Consider the following 17,453-nt stretch of genomic DNA (forward strand, 5'->3'; position numbering starts at 1 on the left):
GCGAGACCGTGAAGGGCCCCGCTCGCTCTCGACTTCCTGTTTAGCCCTTCATCGACAACATTCACCGACTGGAATCCGATCATGCTGCTCCTCATCGTTGCCTACCTCGGTGGCGTGCTCACCATCCTGAGCCCGTGCATCCTGCCCGTGCTCCCGTTCGTGTTCGCGCGCGCCGACCGGCCGTTCCGCTCGCACGGCCTTCCCATGCTGCTGGGGATGGCGCTGGCGTTCTCGGCCATTGCCACGCTCGCGGCCGTGGGCGGCGGCTGGGTCGTGGCGCTCAACCAGTACGGGCGCTATGCCGCGATTGCGATGCTCGCGGTATTCGGCGTGACGCTGCTGTTTCCGTCGGTGGCCGACCGGTTGAGCCGGCCGCTGGTGGCACTCGGCCTGAGGCTGGCGGGGCCAGCGCCGGAAACAAAGGCGTCGGTGTTCTCGCCGCTCCTGCTGGGGGTTGGCACGGGGCTGCTGTGGGCGCCTTGCGCGGGGCCGATCCTCGGACTGATCCTGACGGGCGCGGCGCTCAACGGCGCAAGCATCGGCACCTCGCTGCTGCTGCTGGCCTACGCGGCAGGTGCGTGCACCTCGCTGGCGGCCGCGCTGCTCTTCGGCGGGCGGCTGTTCTCGGCGATGAAGGGCTCGCTGCGCACCGGCGAATGGGTACGGCGTGCAGCCGGCGTGGCCGTGCTCGCGGGTGTCGGCGCCATCGCGCTGGGGCTGGACACCGGGCTGCTCAGCCGCCTGTCGGTCGGCACCACTTCGGCCTTGGAGAAAGCACTTGTGGAGAAGATCGGCATGCCAATGCCGATCCCCGTGCCGTTGTCGCAACCTCGCGCACCGGCGCTGCCCGACGAAGGCGGCCTTCCTTCGCTCGCGGGCGCCACCGAATGGCTGAACTCCGCCCCGCTGACCGCCGAGAGCCTGCGCGGCAAGGTGGTGCTGGTCGACTTCTGGACCTACTCGTGCATCAACTGCCTGCGCACCCTGCCCTACGTTCGTGCCTGGGCCGAGAAGTACAAGGATGCGGGACTGGTGGTCGTCGGCGTGCATGCGCCGGAGTTCGCGTTCGAGAAGCTGCCCGCCAACGTGCGCCGCGCGACGAAGGACCTGGGCATCGGTTTCCCCGTGGCCATCGACAGCGACTACGCGATCTGGCGCGCCTTCGGCAACCAGTACTGGCCGGCGTTCTACATCGTCGATGCGCAGGGGCGCATCCGGCATCACCAGTTCGGCGAGGGCCAGTATGCGAAGGCGGAACAGGTCATCCAGCAGTTGCTGGCGGAAGCGGGGCGGCCCGCCGTGCCGGCCGACCTGGTCTCGCCGCAAGGCCAGGGCACGCAGGCCGCGCCGGCCAAATCGCCGGCCCTGTCGGGCGAAACCTACCTGGGCTACGAGCGCGCGCACAACTTCGCTTCGCCCGGCGGCATATCGAACGACCATGCGCACGTCTATTCAGCGGCTGCGCCATCGCTGCGCACCAACCAATGGGCACTGGCAGGTGAATGGACGGTGGAGAGCGAACGCGCGGTGCTGGTCCGCGCCAACGGGCGCATCGCCTACCGCTTCCATGCACGCGACCTGCACCTCGTGCTCGGCCCGTCGGCCGATGGCAAGCTGGTGCGCTTCAGGGTGCTGGTCGACGGCAAGCCTCCGCTCGCGGACCACGGCGCCGATACCGATGCGCAGGGCAACGGCACCATCGACGGGCAGCGGCTGTACCAGCTGGTGCGCCAGGCGGCGAACGACAGGGAGCGCCTGTTCGAGATTGAATTCCTCGATGCCGGCGCGCAGGCCTACGTGTTCACCTTCGGCTGAGTGCCTCGCGGCAGCGGGCGCGTGCCCCTTTCACAGGTGCTGAGCCACCAGCACCACGGCTCCGGCGATAGAGATGACGCCGCCAACGAACTTCCTGAATGCCTTCATGGCGTTCTCCTTCAATTAGGCTCCATGGTGCCGCGTGGCTGTGCGTTCGTGGGTTGGGAATTCTCATGTGCAGGATAGAAAAACCCAACCCGCAAGGCATTGCTCGGTCGTGCGGCATCTACGACCGGGCACTCGGCAAGAAAAGCCGCGCCCTCGCGAACTGGCTGGCGCGAAGCCTCACGCGCTCCACTGCCGCTTCCAGCGTGGGCTGCTGCATGAATACGAGCACTCCCTGCTTGAGCCCGCGAAGGCTCAGCTCGGCAACGCCGGCGTAGCGGCCGTTCGTGGTCCGCTGGATATCGATGCGGCTCGACCAGCCATCGGGCAGTTTGACGAGAAGCTGTAGCTGTTGTGTGACGCTCATGAGGGCGCCGAGGATAGGCGCCGCGACGTTGGCCCCCAAGGAAATAGTTCCTTGGTATTCGAGATACTTCAAGGTTGGCATCGAGTGAATCTCCGGACCCATCCTCTTTGCAAACTGAGCAAGTTCAGTTCTGACAATCGTGAAATGCGTCCCTGTCTGGAGCTCGCCGCCTCCGATGGCATGGCCGAAGAGTCAACCGACATGCGGCGAGGACGTTGACAGCCACATGCACGTGTTTTCGTGTGACCCTTGAGGTGCAATCATGAAAAAAGCCCTGATCCTGTTGGCTGCCGGAACTGTCTTCACCGCTTCGGTCTTTGCGCAGCAGCCACCGGCTGCAGCAGCAACGACGAGCCCCGCTCCCGCTGCAAAAATGGCACCAGCACCGGCACCGGCACCAGCCGCTGCGCCCGCGGCCGCAGCACCCGCAGCCGCAGCGCCCGCGGCCAAACCCGCAACGACCACCACGGCAGCAGCACCTGCCGCAGGCCAGGTCTGGGTCAACGGCAAGGTCTATCACTGCGCGACCGACAAGTACTTCGGCAAGACGAAGCACGGCTCGTACATGTCGGAGGCCGACGCAAAGGCCAAGGGCGCTCACGCAGCCCACGGCAAGGCCTGCTGAACGTCGCAATGCCGGGGCGCGGGCTGCTTCGCGCCCGTGCCCCGGCGAAAACCCACGAGCAGACAGCGGCCTGCTGCTCCCCTCGCTTTCCCCCCGCTCCCTTCGTTGTGGCTATCGGCCGAAACTGCTAGCATCAGTTAATTTACCGGCCGGCATGTAAAACAAACCTCCAGCCTCGGCGGCCCGTGGCGCACCACAACAAGGCACCCTCATGCGACTCTTCAAACAAACCCTGTGTGCGGCCGCGATGGGCATCGTGTCGGCCATGGCTTCGGCGGCGACGCCGCAACCCTTGCTCGATCATGCGCTCGCCCTGTCCGATGCCGCGGAGCCCAACGTGATCGCATGGCGCCGGCATATCCACCAGCACCCCGAGCTGGCCTACGAAGAGATCGAGACGGCCAGGTACATCGCCGCAGTCCTGGCGAAAATTCCCGGCATCGAAGTGCAGACCGGCATCGCCGGAACCGGCATCAAGGCGGTGCTTCGCGGCGGCAAGCACGGCCCGGTGGTGGCGCTGCGCGCCGACATGGATGCCCTTCCCGTCGAGGAGCGCAACGACCTGCCGTTCCGCTCGAAGGCCAAGGCCATGTGGCGTGGCCAGGAGGTGTCGGTGGCGCACGTCTGCGGCCACGACACCCACGTGGCGATGCTGCTGGGCGCGGCGCAGGCGTTCTCGGCCATGCGCGCCGAACTGCCCGGCACGGTGGTGTTCCTGTTCCAGCCGGCCGAGGAGATCGGCCCCGGCGACCGCCCGAGCGGCGCGCTGGCCATGGTCAAGGCGGGCGTGCTCGACAACCCCAAGGTCGACGTCGTGCTGGGCCAGCACATCGGCTCGCAAGCGCCCAAGGGTTCGATCTCTTATCGCCCAGGCGCGATGCTGGCCAGCATCGATGTGTTCGACATCAAGCTCAGCGGTGCGGGCGGACACGGCGCCGCGCCCTGGGCCGCCAATACGCCGATGCTGGCGGCCGCGGAGATCACGCTGGGCCTGCAGAACATCGTGAGCCATCGCACCAACCCGACCATTGACGGCGGCGCCACCGTGGTCACGGTGGGCATGCTGCAAAGCGGCAACCGCTTCAACATCCTGCCCGAGACCGCCGAACTCTCCGGCACGGTGCGCGCGCTGTCGGCGCAGAACCAGAAGACGGCCCACGAGCAGATCCGCATGAAGGCCGAGCACATCGCAGCCAGCTATGGCGTGAAGGCCGACGTGCGCATCGACACCGGCGGCGGCTATGGCGTGCTGGTCAACGACGTACCGTCCACCCTGGCGCTGGTCGATGGCCTGAAGGCCGCAGCGGGCAAGGACAAGGTCGCGGAAATCCTGCCGTCGATGGGCTCCGAGGACTTCGGCGCGTTCGGCGCCACGGGCATCCCGGTGGTCTTCTGGATCCTCAACGCCTCGCCCTATCCGGACCGCGCGGGTCCGACGAACCACTCGCCGCTGTTCACCATCGACGAGTCGGCCATGCGCATCGGCGTGCGCGCGCTGACCAGCGCAACCCTCGCCCAGATGACGCGTGCCAACGGCACGTCGCCTTGAAGACAGCCGACGGCTGATCCCCGGGTTTCCCCCGACCCACCCGCGTTGTGGCTGTCAGCCAAAACTGCTAGCATGAATTAACTTACCGGCCGGCATGTAAAAACAAGCATCGAGGCCGGCGGCCGAGACCACAGAACCAGAGACGCGAGACAACGAATGAACGCCCTGATGCAAGACAACGCGCTGCTGATTTCCAGCCTGCTGGAACACGCGGCCCGCCATCATCCGGACGTCGAGATCGTCTCGCACCTCGACATGCGGACCTGCGTGCGAACCACCTGGCGCAAGGTGGCGCTGCGCGCGGCCAGGCTCGCCTCCGCCCTGCGGACGCTCGGCATCCAGCCCGGCGCACGCGTCGCGACGCTGGCCTGGAACACGCACCGGCACCTCGAGCTCTACTACGCCGCCTCGGGCATGGGCGCGGTGCTCCACACCGTGAACCCGCGGCTCTTTCCCGAGCAGATCGGCTACATCGTCAACCACGCGGCCGACGAGTTGGTCTTCTTCGACCTGGGCTTTGCGCCGCTGCTCGAGCAGGTCGCACCGCAGCTGAAATCGGTCAAGGGATTCGTGGCGATGTGTTCGCGCGCGGAGCTGCCTGCGCTGAACCTGCCCGGCCCCCTGCTGTGCTACGAAGACCTCGTGGCCGATGCCGAGCCACTCGCCGAATGGCCCTCGCTCGACGAGAACACCGCCTCGTCGCTGTGCTACACCTCCGGCACCACGGGCAACCCCAAGGGCGTGCTCTACAGCCACCGTTCGACGGTGCTGCACTCGTGGGCCGCCTGTGCCGCCGATGGCCTGCAGCTGTGCGCGCGCGACAGCGTGCTGCTCGCGGTGCCGATGTTCCATGTGAACGCCTGGGGCATTCCCTACGCGGCGGCCATGTGCGGCGCCAAGCTGGTGCTGCCGGGCCCGGACCTCGGCGGCGAGCGCCTCTTCAACCTGATGCGTGACGAGCGCTGTACCTTCTCGCTCGGTGTACCGACCGTGTGGCTGGGCTTCTTCCAGCACGCGGAGAAGCTCGATGCGGCTGCGCGCGCCGGCCTGTGCCTCGAGCGTGTCGTGGTTGGCGGCTCCGCCGCGCCGCGCGCCATCGTCGAGAAGTTCGAGCACCTGTTCGGCGCCTACGTGATCCAGGCCTGGGGCATGACCGAGACCAGCCCGCTGGCCACCATCTGCAACCTGCTGCCGCGCCACGACGGCATTCCCCTGGAAGAGCGCTTCGACGTGCAGACCCGCCAGGGACGCGCCATCTTCGGCGTGGAGATCGCGGTGTTCGACGCCGAAGGCCGCCGGCTGCCCGCCGACGACCACACGCCCGGGGAACTGAAGGTGCGCGGCCCCTGGGTCGTATCGGCCTACTACGGCCAGGAGCCCGGCGCCGAGCTCGACGCGAACGGCTGGTTCGCCACCGGCGACGTCGCGCTGATCGACAAGGACGGCTACGTGCAGATCACTGATCGCTCGAAGGACGTGATCAAGTCGGGCGGCGAATGGATCTCCTCCATCGACCTCGAGAACCTCGCGGTCGGCCATCCCAAGGTGAAGGAAGCCGCAGTGATCGGCGCGTACCACAGCAAGTGGCAGGAGCGCCCGTTGCTGATCGTGGTACCGAACGAAGGCGCAGAGGTCACGGCTGCGGAAATCCTCGGCTTCATGCAGGACCGCGTGGCCCGCTGGTGGATGCCCGACGACGTGGTCTTCGTCGACGAACTGCCCCACACCGCCACCGGCAAGCTGTTGAAGACACGGCTGCGCGAGCAGTTCCAGGGCCACCGGCTGCCGACCGACGCGGCCGTTGCCGACTGAGGTTCGGGCGCCCCCCAAACACGCCCCCGACACCCGCCGGTGCTGCGGCCGAGTTCACGCGACAGCAACCCTGAAAACAATGGAGAGACAAGCATGCAACATCGATTCCGGCTCGCGGCCTCTGCGGCCATTCTTCTCGCCTGCGCTGCGGCTGCTGCGCAGGGCACCCCGAATACCATCAGCGACGACGTCGTGCGCATCGGCGTCATGGCCGACCAGACCGGCCCCTACTCGGGCAATGGCGGCCCCGGCTCTTCGCTGGCCGTGAAGATGGCGGTCGAGGACTTCGGCGGCAAGGTGCTCGGCAAGCCCGTCGAGGTGCTGGTGGCCGACGACCAGAACAAGCCCGACGTGGGCCTGAACATCGCGCGCAAGTGGCTGGACACCGAGAAGGTCGACACCATCGTCGGCGGCTCGGCCTCGTCGATCGCGCTGGGGGTCTCGTCGCTGCTCAAGGAGCGCAAGAAGCCGTACCTGATTGCCGGCACGGTGAGCGCGGAGCTCACCAACAAGTCGTGCTCGCCGATGAACTTCCAGTTCCTCACGGACACCTATGCGCTGCCCAAGGCGGGCGTGCAAAGCCTGATGAAGCAGGGCGTGAAGAGCTTCTACTTCATCACCGTGGACTACGCCTTCGGCCAGGCCTTCCAGGACGACGCCACCAAGTTCATCCAGGCCGCCGGCGGCAAGGTGGTGGGCTCGGTCAAGCATCCGCTGGGCGCCACCGATTTCTCGTCGTACCTGCTACAGGCGCAGTCCAGCGGCGCGCAGGCCATCGTCATCCTCAACGCCGGCCTCGACCTGTCGAACGCGTTGAAGCAGGCGGCCGAGTACAAGCTCACGCGCAACGGCCAGATGGTGTCGGTGTTCGGCATGACCATCAACAGCGTGTCGGCCATGGGCCTGGACGTGGCCCAGGGCCTGCAGCTCACGGTGCCGTTCTACTGGGACCGCGACGACGCCTCGCGCGAATGGTCAAAGCGCTTCATGGCGCGCAACAAGGGCGTGGTGCCAACCTATATTCACGCTGGCGCCTACAGCGCGACCATGCACTACCTGAATGCGGTCAAGGCCGCCGGCACCGACGACGGCGCCACGGTCGCGGCGAAGATGAAGGCCACGCCGATCAACGATTTTTTCTCGAAGGACGTCAAGATCCGCGAGGACGGCCAGGCGCTGCGCCCGGTGTATGCCGTGCAGGTGAAGAAGCCGGCCGAGTCGAAGGGTGCGAACGACTACTACGCGGTGCGCGCCGAGATCCCGCCCGAACAGACCTGGCGTCCGCTGGCCGAGAGCAGCTGCGACTTCATCAAGGGCAAGTGAGCGGTACGGTGGGCATGCAGATCGACATCCTCGAGCCCCGGCGCGACCTGCTCGGCGAATGCCCGCTGTGGGACGCGCGCAGCCAGTCGCTCTACTGGATAGACGGCCGGGCCCAGCTCGTGCGCCGCCACACGCCCGCCACCGGCGCCAGCGCCGAGTGGCATGCGCCGCAGCACATCGGCTCGATCGCGCTGTGCGAGAGCGGCCGCCTGCTGCTGGCGCTGGAACACGACTTCTGGCTGCTCGACCCCGACAATGGCGCGATCGTGCCCATGGACGCGGGCGTCACGCATGCGGCCGATCGCATGCGCCTGAACGACGGCCGCACCGACCGCGCCGGCCGCTTCGTCGTCGGCTCGATGACCCTGGGCCGCGCCGAGCCCGAAGGCGCGCTTTACCAATTGACGGCCGGCGGGGCAGTGAAGACGCTGGACACCGGCATCGCGGTTGCCAATGCCACCTGCTTCAGCCCGGACGGCCGCTGGCTCTACTTCGCGGACAGCCACACGCACCAGATCCGCCGCTATCCCTACGACACGGCCACCGGCGCAGCCGGCGCGAGCGAAGTGCTGGTCGATACCCAGGCACTCGGCTCGGTGCCCGACGGCGCCACCGTCGATGCCGAAGGCCACCTGTGGGTGGCGCTGGTGCAGGCCGGCCAGCTCGCGCGCTTCACGTCCGAAGGCCGGCTCGAGCGCACCATCCAGCTGCCGGTGACCTACGTCTCCTGCCCCTGCTTCGGCGGCCCCGCGCTCGACGTGATCTACCTCACGTCGATCAGCAACAGCGGCAACCTGCTGCGCAGCGACCATCCGGACGCGGGCGCGGTGTTCGCCATCCATGGTGTCGGCGTCCGCGGGCTCGAGGAGTCCCGCTTCGCCGACCTCCCTCCCCTCATCTGACAAGGCAGACAACATGGCTCGACGTTTCGAAGGCAAGGTGGCGCTGGTCACCGGCGGTGCACGCGGCATCGGCCGCGCCATCTCGGAAGCCCTGGCGGCCGAAGGCGCCGTGGTGGGCGTGCTCGACCGGCAGGAAGACCTGGCGCGCGAAGCCGCCGAATCCATCAAGGCCCAAGGCGGCCACGCCGTGGCCTTCGGTGGCGACGTGGCGCGCCGCGACACCTTCGCCCAGTCCATTCCGGCGCTGAAGCAGCAGTTCGGCCGCTTCGACATCCTGGTCAACAACGCGATCTGGGTGCGCTACGGCCCCATCGAGGCCATCACGCCCGAGATGCTCGAGCGCATGGTCGGCACCGGCTTCAACTCGGTGGCCTGGGGCATCCAGGTCGCGGCCGAGGCCATGGGCGAAGGCGGCAGCATCGTCAACATCGCCTCGTCGGCGGCCTACCTCGGCCTGCCCGAGGGCATGCTGTACTGCGGCGTGAAGGCGGGCGTGCTGGGCCTCACGCGCTCGGCAGCGGTCGACCTCGGGCCGCGCGGCATCCGCGTCAACGCGATCTGCCCGGGCTCGATCGAGACCGAAGGCGTGAAGATCAACCTGACACCCGAGAAGACCAAGATCCGCCTGGCCAAGACGCCGATGAAGCGGCTCGGCGCGGTGGACGACGTGGCCAAGGCCGCCTGCTTCCTCGCCTCGTCCGACAGCAGCTTCATCACCGGTGAATCGCTGCTGGTCGACGGCGGCGTGACGCACGCCTTTCTCTGAACACCGGGCCCGCCCACGCCATGGACACCATCCTCGAAGCGCACCAGCTCAGCCGGCAGTTCAGCGGCTTCTTCGCCGTGAAGAACGTCGACCTGCGCGTGCGCCGGCATTCCGTACATGCGCTGATCGGCCCCAATGGCGCGGGCAAGACCACCTGCTTCAACCTGCTGACCACCTTCCTGCGGCCCAGCGCCGGGCGCGTGACCTTCAACGGCCGCGACATCTCTCGCAGCGACCCGGCCTCGGTGGCCATGGCCGGCCTGGTGCGCTCGTTCCAGATCTCGGCCGTGTTCGGCCAGATGACGGTGCTGGAGAACGTGCGCGTCGCGCTGCAGAAGAAGGCCGGCGGCAGCTTCGCCTTCTGGCGCAACGTGCGCGTGCTGCGCAGCCTGGACGCGCGCGCCATGGAACTGTTGGAGCGCGTGGGCCTCGCGCACTGGCGCGACACGATGGCCGGCGAACTGCCCTATGGCCGCAAGCGCGCACTGGAGCTCGCCACCACCATCGCGATGGACCCCGAGATGATCCTGCTCGACGAGCCCATGGCCGGCCTCGGCCACGAGGACATCGGCCCCGTGGTCGAGCTGATCCGCGATGCGGCCAAGGGCCGCACCGTGCTGATGGTCGAGCACAACATGAAGGTCATCGAGGCGCTGTGCGACCGCGTGACCGTGCTGCAGGCCGGCCAGGTGCTGGCCGAAGGCAGTTACGACGAGGTGTCGCGCGACGCCCGCGTGATCGAAGCCTATGTGGGGGGCGCGCATGCCTGAGACCCTGGAAGCGGCGGCCACCACCGCCATGCTGCGCGTGGACGGCCTGCGCGGCTGGTACGGCGAAACACTGGCGCTGCAGGGCATCGACCTGGAAGTGCATGAAGGCGAAGTGGTCTGCCTGCTCGGGCGCAACGGCGCCGGCAAGACCACCACGCTGCGCGCCATCATGGGCCTGCTCGGGCGGCACGAAGGACAGATCCGCATCGGCTCGACCCCGTCCATCGGCCTGCAGCCCGAAGCCATTGCGCGGCTCGGGCTGGCCTACTGCCCCGAGGAGCGCGGCATCTTCGCCAGCCTCACGACGCAAGAGAACCTGATGCTGCCGCCGGTGCTGCGCCCGGGCGGCCTGAGCGTGGACGAGATCTACACGCTGTTCCCCAACCTGCTGCAGCGCCGCCACAGCCCAGGCACGCGGCTGTCGGGCGGCGAGCAGCAGATGCTGGCCATCGCACGCATCCTGCGCACCGGCGCGCGGCTGCTGCTGCTCGACGAGCCGACCGAAGGCCTCGCGCCCGTGATCGTCGAGCGCATCGGCCAGACCATCGGCATGCTGCGCGAGCGCGGCTTCACCGTGCTGATGGTGGAGCAGAACTTCCGCTTCGCATCCACCCTGGCCGATCGCTTCTACGTGATCGAGGAAGGCCAGGTCGCGGCGCACTTCCGCCGCGACGAGCTGGACGCCCAGCGCAGCCGCATCGAGTCCCTGCTGGGGCTCTGAGCAAAGCAACCAACGCAGGACACACCACAAGATGGACGGGCTACTCGGAATTCCCCCGGCGGCACTGATCGGGCAGCTGATGGTCGGACTCATCAACGGCGCCTTCTACGCGCTGATGAGCCTGGGGCTGTCGATCATCTTCGGGCTGCTGCGCGTGGTGAACTTCGCGCACGGCGCGCAGTACATGCTGGGCGCCTTCGTCACCTGGGGGCTGCTGGAGTACCTGGGCATCGGCTACTGGGGCGCGATCGTCATCGCGCCGCTGGTGGTGGCGGCCTTCGGGCTGCTGTTCGAGCGCTGGATGCTGCGGCGCCTGTACACGCTGGACCATGTCTACGCGCTGCTGCTGACCTTCGGCGTCGCCTTGCTCATGGAGGGCGCGTTCCGCCTGCAGTTCGGCGTGAGCGGTCAGCCCTACCCCAACCCGCTGTCGGGCGGCCTGGACGTGGGCGTCACCTTCCTGCCGATGTACCGCGTGTGGGTCATCGTGGCCGCGCTGGCAGTGTGCATGGGCACCTGGTTCTTCATCGAGAAGACGAAGCTCGGCGCCTACCTGCGCGCCGCCAACGAGAACGCACCGCTGGTGCGCACCTTCGGCATCAACGTGCCGCGCATGCTGATGCTGACCTACGGCCTCGGCGTGGGCCTGGCCGGCCTCAGCGGCGTGATGGCCGCGCCCATCTACCAGGTGAGCCCGCTGATGGGTTCGAACCTGATCATCGTGGTGTTCGCGGTGGTGGTGATCGGCGGCATGGGCTCGATCCTCGGCTCGATCGTCACGGGCTTCGGCCTCGGCGCGATCGAAGGGCTCACCAAGATCTTCTATCCGGACGGTGCCGGCGTCGTCATCTTCGTCGTGATGATCCTGGTCCTCGCGGTCCGCCCCCACGGCCTGTTCGGCCGCGCCTACTGAAGAAAGCCGACATGGACGCTCTCCACCGCCGCACGAACATTGCATTGCTGGCAGCCGCCCTGGCGGCGCTCGCCATCGCGCCCTTCGCGGTCTATCCGATGTTCCTCATGAAGCTGATGTGCTTCGCGCTGCTCGCCGCCTCGGTCAACCTGCTGGTGGGCTATGTGGGCCTGCTGTCCTTCGGCCACGCCATGTTCTACGGCACCGCGGGCTACGTCACGGCGCACGCGGTCAAGGTCTGGGGCTGGGACGGCATGGCGGGCATCCTCGCGGGCGTGGCCACGGCGGCGCTCGTCGGGCTGGTCACGGGCCTGCTGGCCATTCGCCGCCAGGGCATCTACTTCTCGATGATCACGCTGGCCTTCGCGCAGTTGGTGTACTTCATTGCGCTGCGCATGCCCTTCACCGGCGGGGAAGACGGCATCCAGGAGATCCCGCGCCCGATGGTGCTGGGCCTGTTCTCGCTGCAGAACACCTTGGTGCTCTACTACTTCGTCGCGGCGCTGATCGTGTTCGGCTTCTGGCTGATCTACCGCGTGGTGCATTCGCCCTTCGGCCAGATCCTGCGCGCCATCCGCGACAACGAACCGCGCGCCCAGTCGCTGGGCTACCGCGTCAACCGCTACAAGCTGCTGGCCTTCGTGCTGTCGGCCGGGCTGGCGGGGCTGGCCGGTTCGCTCAAGGTGCTGGTCTTCCAGCTCGCCTCGCTGACCGACGTGCACTGGGCCACCTCGGGCGAGGCGCTGCTGATTTGCATCGTCGGCGGCATGCACACGCTGCTCGGGCCGGTCGTCGGCTCGATCGTCATCGTGTCGATGGAGAACTACCTCGCCTCGTTCGCCGAATGGGTGCTGATCATCCAGGGCGTCGTCTTCGTGCTGGTCGTCATGCTGTTCCGCAAGGGCATCGTCGGCCAGTTCCATTCGCATCTCGCCGCGCGCCGGCAGCGCCGCGCCGCGGCTTCCTGAGGAGCATGCCCATGGCAGCCCACGACCTTCCCTCCACCTGGCCGGCCACGCCCGGCCTGCTTTCCGGCCGGCTGGCGCTGGTGACCGGCGCCGCCAGCGGCATCGGCCGCGCCATCGCAACGGCCTATGCCCAGGCGGGCGCGCGCGTCGTCGTGACCGACCTGAGCAGCGATCGCTGCGCCGAAACACTGGCGGCCGTGCGCGCCGCCGGCGTCGAGGGCTGGGCCTACGCGCTCGATGTGTCCGATGCCCAGGCCTGCGTCGCGCTGGCCGAGGCGGTGCACGACACCGCGGGCGACATCGACACGCTGGTCAACAACGCCGGCGTGATCATCCGCGAAGGCATCGACAGCCCGCGTGCGCAGGAGAACCTGCACCGCACGATGGACGTGAACCTGTTCGGCGTATTCAACACCGTGCATGCGTGGCTGCCGGCCTTGCGGCGCACGCGGGGCTGCATCCTCAACGTGGCCTCGGGGGCCGCGTTCATCGCCCAGGGCGGCGCGCTGGGTTATTCGGCCTCCAAGGCGGCGGTGAAGATGTTCACGCAGACGCTGGCGCTCGACCTTGCGCCGGACGGCATCCGCGTCAACGCGCTCGCGCCCGGCGTGATCGAAACGCCCATGACCGAAGCCACGCGCGCCGATCCGGCGCGGCTGGGCCGATTCATGCAGCGCATTCCGGCCGGCCGGCTGGGCCAGCCGCACGAGCTCGCGGGGCCCGCGGTGTTCCTGGCCTCCGGGCTGGCGAGTTTCGTCAACGGCGTCACCTTGCCGGTGGACGGCGGCACGCTGGCCGTGTAAGGCCCCGGGACCCGCAACAGCGGGTCCACGCCTTGGCATCAGGCCGCTAGTGCCTGCTGCGCGCGTTCGAACACGAAGTCGCGATAACCGCCCTGCGCCGCCGCGGCGCAATGCTCCCGGTACTTCAGGAAGCCGCCCGTGAAGAGCGTGAGCCCTTGCGGCTTGTCCTTCACGTTCGCGCCGACGTACCAGGTCTTGGCCTTGGTCAGCAGTGTGCGCTGCGAGAGCGCGTAGACAAGGTCCATCCAGGCTTGCTCGGCCTGCGCGGTCGGCTCGATGGTCGACAGGCCGTTCTCTTCCATGTGCGTCATGGCCGCCGCGATCCAGTCGACGTCGTGCTCGCTGATGCGGATGATGTTGGCGAGCGCGGCCGGGCCGTTCGGTCCGGTGGTCATGAACAGGTTCGGAAAGCCTTCCATCATCAGGCCCAGGTGGGAACGCGCGCCGTCCTTCCACTTCTCGTTCATCGTGCGCCCGTCGCGCCCGACGATGTCGAAGGCCAGCAGCGCGCCCGTGAGGCCGTCGTAGCCGGTGGCGAAGATGAGCATGTCGAGCTCGACCTCGCCGGCCTGCGTCTTCACGCCACGCTCGGTGATCTCCACGATCGGGTCGGCGATGCAATCCTTCAGGTGGACGTTGGGCCGGTTGAAGGTCTCGTAGTAGCTGCTGTCCAGGCAGGGGCGGCGCGCGAAGATGGGGTAGCCGCGCGGCTTCAGCTTCTCGGCCGTTACCGGGTCCTTCACGGTCTCGCCGATCTTGCCGCGCACGAATTCGGCCACGTGCTCGTTGGCTTCCGGGTTGGCCAGCAGGTCCGAGAAGGTGCCGAGCATCGCAAGCCCGCCGTTCTTCCAGGCGTCTTCGAGCAGCTGCTGGCGCTGCCTGGGCGTCACGCTGAAGAAGGCCCGCGTGGACTGCGGGCGCACGCCGCCCACCGCGCTGTTGCGGGCCGATTCGCGAATGCTGGCGTAGTTGCGCTTGACCTCGGCCACATAGTCGGGCTCTAGTACTTCGTTGCGCATCGGCATGGTGAAGCTGGGCGTGCGCTGGAACACGAAAAGCTCGCCGGCTTCCTTGCCCACTTCCTGCACGATCTGGATGCCCGTCGATCCGGTGCCGATGACGCCCACGCGCTTGCCCGCGAAACCGACGGGTTGGTGCGGCCACTTGGCGGCGCGCAGCAGCTGGCCCTTGAAGCGGTCGATGCCGGGAATCTCGGGGTCCTTGGGAATCGACAAGGGGCCGGTCGCCATGATGCAGTACGTGGCCTCGTAGGTGTCGCCGCGATCGGTCGTCACGGTCCACAGCTTGCGCGCCTCGTCCCACACCGCGCGGGTCACGCGCGTCTTGAACTGGATGTGCCGGCGCAGGTCGAGCCTGTCGGCCACGAAGTTGATGTACTTCAGCAATTCAGGCTGGGCCGCGAACTGCTCCGACCACGTCCACTCCTGCTCGATCTCGGGAGAGAACGAAAAGCTGTAGTCGATGCTCGGCAGGTCGACGCGCGCACCGGGGTAGCGGTTCCAGTACCAGACACCGCCGACGTCGCCGCCCGCTTCGAAGCCCTGCACCCTGAAGCCCATTTCGCGGAAGCGGTACGTGGCGTACATGCCGCCGAAACCGGCGCCGACCACGACCACGTCGACGCGCCTGGCGCCGGTCTGCGGGTTCAATGGATGGTGGGATGGATGCAGGTTGATGGGTTCGGCGGTCATGTGTGTCTCCTTGTTGATTCCAGCCACGGCGGGCAGGTTTGCGTGCAAGGGAAATGATGCCCACCGTGGGGAAGCCCATCAAGAAAATCACACTGGCGCTGAACAACATTACATCCGTGATTTCCGCGCCCTATGCGGTCCCGTCTTCTTCCAGCTGCTGCACGAGCCTTCGCATGAGTGCGGTGTAGCGCGCACGATGCGGGCGCATGCGCTCGATGGTCCCGCCCATGCCCAGCACCGCGATGCGCCCCTGCACCAGGCAAGGCAGCACCACGCCGACGGTGGCGCCGCCGAGCAGCGGCATGTTCTCCATGTAGATCGACTTGCGCTCGCGCGCATCGGCCACCTGCGCCGCAACGACTTCCAGCGGCACGCGGTCTTCCTTGCGCGGCGTGGCGATGTTGGCGCGGCGCACGAGCTTCTCGATCTCGGCATCGGAGCGGTCGGTCAGCAGCAGCCACCCCATCGCCGACAGTGTGAGCGGCCGCATGCTTCCCTCGTCGGTGTGAAAGCGCAGCTGGTGCGTCGACTGGATCACGCGGATGTACTGCAGGTAGATGTCGTTGAGCATGCAGATCGACACCGTCTCGCCCGTGGCGCTGTGCAGGTCGCGCATCACCTCGACGACGCGGCCTTGCCCGAACAGCGCCTGCGTGACCCAGTCGCCCAGCGAGGCCACGCGCGGCGTGGGGAAGTACACGCGATCGGCGCGGTTGTAGTTGAGGTAGCCCAGTGCGATGAGGTTCTTCAGCAGCACCGTGGTGCTGGACTGCGGATACCCCAGCGCGTCGCTGATCTGCTTGAGGGCCAGGGGTGTGCGCACCTGCGCGAAATGCTCCAGCACCTGAAGCACCCGCGTGGCCGATTTGACTGTGCCGATGGGCATCGATGTCCTTCAGAAATCACGCATGCGATGGTAGTTGTCGTACATGCGTGTCCTCCACCGGGTGAACCATAGGCTAGAACGCCACGCGCACCCCGACGTGGGTGGCGTGGCTGTTGCCGCCGCGGTCCAGCCCGGCCTGGGAGGTGGCGCCCGTCACCGCATACGCCGCGCCGTTGCGGTTGCGGATGCGGCCGTAGTCGGCGTACAGGCTGGTGCGCTTCGACAGCGCGTAGATGTAGGCGATGCCGAACTGCGTGGCGTCGCGGTTCAACGGCCCCTTGTCATCCACACGCACCACCTGTGCGAGCACGGTGCTCACGCCAAAGGGCACGGCGATGCCGATCGACGCGCTGCGGTCGTCCTGCCCGCTGTAGTAGCCCACCAGCGGAAAGCCCGCGAACATGAGGTTGTTGTCCGCGGCGGCATGCGTGGCCGGCGTGACCGCAGCGCCCGGATTGCGGAAGGTCGCGTATGAGCCGAACAGCTTGGCCGCACCGAAGTCGTAGGCCGCGGCGGAATGGAACCAATGCAGGGTGCTCGCGTCCGCCAGTTGCCTGTAGGTGGAATAGCCGATGGCGGCGCTCAGCCCGCCCTTGAGGTAGAACACCGACGCGGCCGTGCTCGCGCCGGACCGGGAGCTGGTCGCCGTTCCGCTGGTCACGGTGGTCTCCCCCGGCGAGTAGGACAGCTTGGCGATGAATCCGCCGAAATTCGGCGACTGGTACCAGATGGTGTTGTTGACCCGCCCCGGCGCCGGCTGGATGCCCTGCAGGTTGCCGCCGCCGCCCAGGCCGAAGGCGTCGCCCACCGCCTGCACCTCGGAGCCGATGGCCACCACGGTGCGCCCGAGCCGGATCTCGCCCATCGAGCCCGACAGGCCGACGATCGCTCCGCGGCCGAACGACTTGGCGCCCGCGCCCTGGTTCTGGCCCATCGTTCCCGCGTCGGAGTTGAGGCCCATCTCCAGCAGGAAGTTGGCGCGCAGTCCGTCACCCAGGTCTTCGCTGCCCTTGAACCCGAGGCGCGAGCCGTTCATGTGGCCGCTGTCCATCCGTCTCACCCGTCCGCCGGCATTGCTGGCCGATGCCAGGCTCGTGTCGATCAGGCCGTACATCGTGAGGCTGGACGGCGAGGCCGCCATGCCGCCCGCCGGCTGCACGATCTGGCGCAACTCTTCCTTCTGTGCCTGCTGGGCCAGCGCTGGCGATGCGCCACAAAGGCCGGTGGCAAAAAGCGTCACAGCGAGCGGCATGCGACGCGGGGTGTTCAAGAAACTCGACAAGATTTGTCTCCTCGTATGGGATTTCTGGTTGCAGGCCCGCCTTGCAAAGGGCCTGGCCGCCGTCAACGCGTGGTTGTCGGCCGGCATGCAGAAAGCCGCCCTGCGGCAATGCCGGGGGCGGAAGTCGAAGAGAA

16 protein-coding genes are annotated in these 17,453 nt (G+C 67.6%); 12 read left to right on the plus strand and 4 right to left on the minus strand.

Features of this window, described 5'->3' with window-relative positions; genetic code table 11:
* Nucleotides 1-81: 81 nt before the first annotated feature.
* A complete protein-coding gene (locus ACEN9N_RS12835) occupies nucleotides 82-1,815 on the plus strand; it encodes a cytochrome c biogenesis protein DipZ (protein WP_495656202.1) in 1,734 nt (577 codons plus the stop codon).
* Nucleotides 1,816-2,041: 226 nt separating this feature from the next.
* Here ACEN9N_RS12835 and ACEN9N_RS12840 read toward each other — a convergent pair whose 3' ends face one another.
* A complete protein-coding gene (locus ACEN9N_RS12840; RefSeq protein ID WP_413312719.1) occupies nucleotides 2,042-2,368 on the minus strand; it encodes a hypothetical protein in 327 nt (108 codons plus the stop codon).
* Between the two features lie 181 nt (nucleotides 2,369-2,549).
* On the opposite strand from ACEN9N_RS12840, the gene ACEN9N_RS12845 reads away from it, so the two are divergent.
* The 11 genes from ACEN9N_RS12845 to ACEN9N_RS12895 all read left to right on the plus strand — a co-directional run bounded on the left by ACEN9N_RS12845 (nucleotide 2,550) and on the right by ACEN9N_RS12895 (nucleotide 13,439).
* On the plus strand, nucleotides 2,550-2,912 hold the full coding sequence (locus ACEN9N_RS12845; RefSeq protein WP_495656203.1) for a DUF3761 domain-containing protein: 363 nt from the start codon (nucleotides 2,550-2,552) through the stop codon (nucleotides 2,910-2,912).
* A 211-nt stretch (nucleotides 2,913-3,123) separates the two neighbouring features.
* Nucleotides 3,124-4,461, plus strand: coding sequence for a M20 metallopeptidase family protein (locus tag ACEN9N_RS12850; RefSeq protein WP_495656204.1), 1,338 nt, complete (start codon nucleotides 3,124-3,126; stop codon nucleotides 4,459-4,461).
* A 156-nt stretch (nucleotides 4,462-4,617) separates the two neighbouring features.
* Nucleotides 4,618-6,273, plus strand: coding sequence for a long-chain-fatty-acid--CoA ligase (locus ACEN9N_RS12855; protein ID WP_413312715.1), 1,656 nt, complete (start codon nucleotides 4,618-4,620; stop codon nucleotides 6,271-6,273).
* Nucleotides 6,274-6,366: 93 nt separating this feature from the next.
* Nucleotides 6,367-7,596, plus strand: a complete 1,230-nt coding sequence (locus ACEN9N_RS12860) for an ABC transporter substrate-binding protein (protein WP_413312714.1) — start codon at nucleotides 6,367-6,369, stop codon at nucleotides 7,594-7,596.
* A 14-nt stretch (nucleotides 7,597-7,610) separates the two neighbouring features.
* Nucleotides 7,611-8,498 carry an SMP-30/gluconolactonase/LRE family protein gene (locus ACEN9N_RS12865; RefSeq protein ID WP_495656205.1) on the plus strand — a complete coding sequence of 296 codons (888 nt, stop codon included), beginning with the start codon at nucleotides 7,611-7,613 and terminating at the stop codon, nucleotides 8,496-8,498.
* 13 nt (nucleotides 8,499-8,511) lie between these two features.
* Nucleotides 8,512-9,264: an SDR family NAD(P)-dependent oxidoreductase gene (locus tag ACEN9N_RS12870; protein ID WP_478179274.1), complete on the plus strand. Its 753-nt coding sequence runs from the start codon at nucleotides 8,512-8,514 to the stop codon at nucleotides 9,262-9,264.
* 20 nt (nucleotides 9,265-9,284) lie between these two features.
* Nucleotides 9,285-10,034 carry an ABC transporter ATP-binding protein gene (locus ACEN9N_RS12875; RefSeq protein WP_413312709.1) on the plus strand — a complete coding sequence of 250 codons (750 nt, stop codon included), beginning with the start codon at nucleotides 9,285-9,287 and terminating at the stop codon, nucleotides 10,032-10,034.
* Nucleotides 10,027-10,755 (plus strand): ABC transporter ATP-binding protein, encoded by a 729-nt coding sequence (locus ACEN9N_RS12880; protein WP_495656206.1) that lies wholly within the window; start codon nucleotides 10,027-10,029, stop codon nucleotides 10,753-10,755. The genes ACEN9N_RS12875 and ACEN9N_RS12880 overlap by 8 nt, the downstream gene beginning before the upstream one ends.
* A gap of 31 nt (nucleotides 10,756-10,786) precedes the next feature.
* Nucleotides 10,787-11,668 carry a branched-chain amino acid ABC transporter permease gene (locus ACEN9N_RS12885; RefSeq protein WP_007833006.1) on the plus strand — a complete coding sequence of 294 codons (882 nt, stop codon included), beginning with the start codon at nucleotides 10,787-10,789 and terminating at the stop codon, nucleotides 11,666-11,668.
* Between the two features lie 11 nt (nucleotides 11,669-11,679).
* Nucleotides 11,680-12,636 (plus strand): branched-chain amino acid ABC transporter permease, encoded by a 957-nt coding sequence (locus ACEN9N_RS12890; protein WP_413748870.1) that lies wholly within the window; start codon nucleotides 11,680-11,682, stop codon nucleotides 12,634-12,636.
* 11 nt (nucleotides 12,637-12,647) lie between these two features.
* Complete coding sequence (locus ACEN9N_RS12895; protein ID WP_413312706.1) at nucleotides 12,648-13,439, plus strand: SDR family NAD(P)-dependent oxidoreductase; 792 nt, start codon at nucleotides 12,648-12,650, stop codon at nucleotides 13,437-13,439.
* A gap of 38 nt (nucleotides 13,440-13,477) precedes the next feature.
* Here the strand turns inward: ACEN9N_RS12895 and ACEN9N_RS12900 are convergent, their stop codons facing one another.
* From ACEN9N_RS12900 to ACEN9N_RS12910, 3 genes are all read right to left on the minus strand, one after another.
* Nucleotides 13,478-15,151, minus strand: a complete 1,674-nt coding sequence (locus ACEN9N_RS12900; RefSeq protein ID WP_413312704.1) for a flavin-containing monooxygenase — start codon at nucleotides 15,149-15,151, stop codon at nucleotides 13,478-13,480.
* Between the two features lie 130 nt (nucleotides 15,152-15,281).
* Nucleotides 15,282-16,037 carry an IclR family transcriptional regulator gene (locus tag ACEN9N_RS12905; RefSeq protein WP_495656207.1) on the minus strand — a complete coding sequence of 252 codons (756 nt, stop codon included), beginning with the start codon at nucleotides 16,035-16,037 and terminating at the stop codon, nucleotides 15,282-15,284.
* A gap of 73 nt (nucleotides 16,038-16,110) precedes the next feature.
* Nucleotides 16,111-17,319 carry a porin gene (locus ACEN9N_RS12910; RefSeq protein WP_495656208.1) on the minus strand — a complete coding sequence of 403 codons (1,209 nt, stop codon included), beginning with the start codon at nucleotides 17,317-17,319 and terminating at the stop codon, nucleotides 16,111-16,113.
* Nucleotides 17,320-17,453: the final 134 nt, after the last annotated feature.

It is taken from the genome of Variovorax sp. Varisp46, from assembly GCF_059491885.1.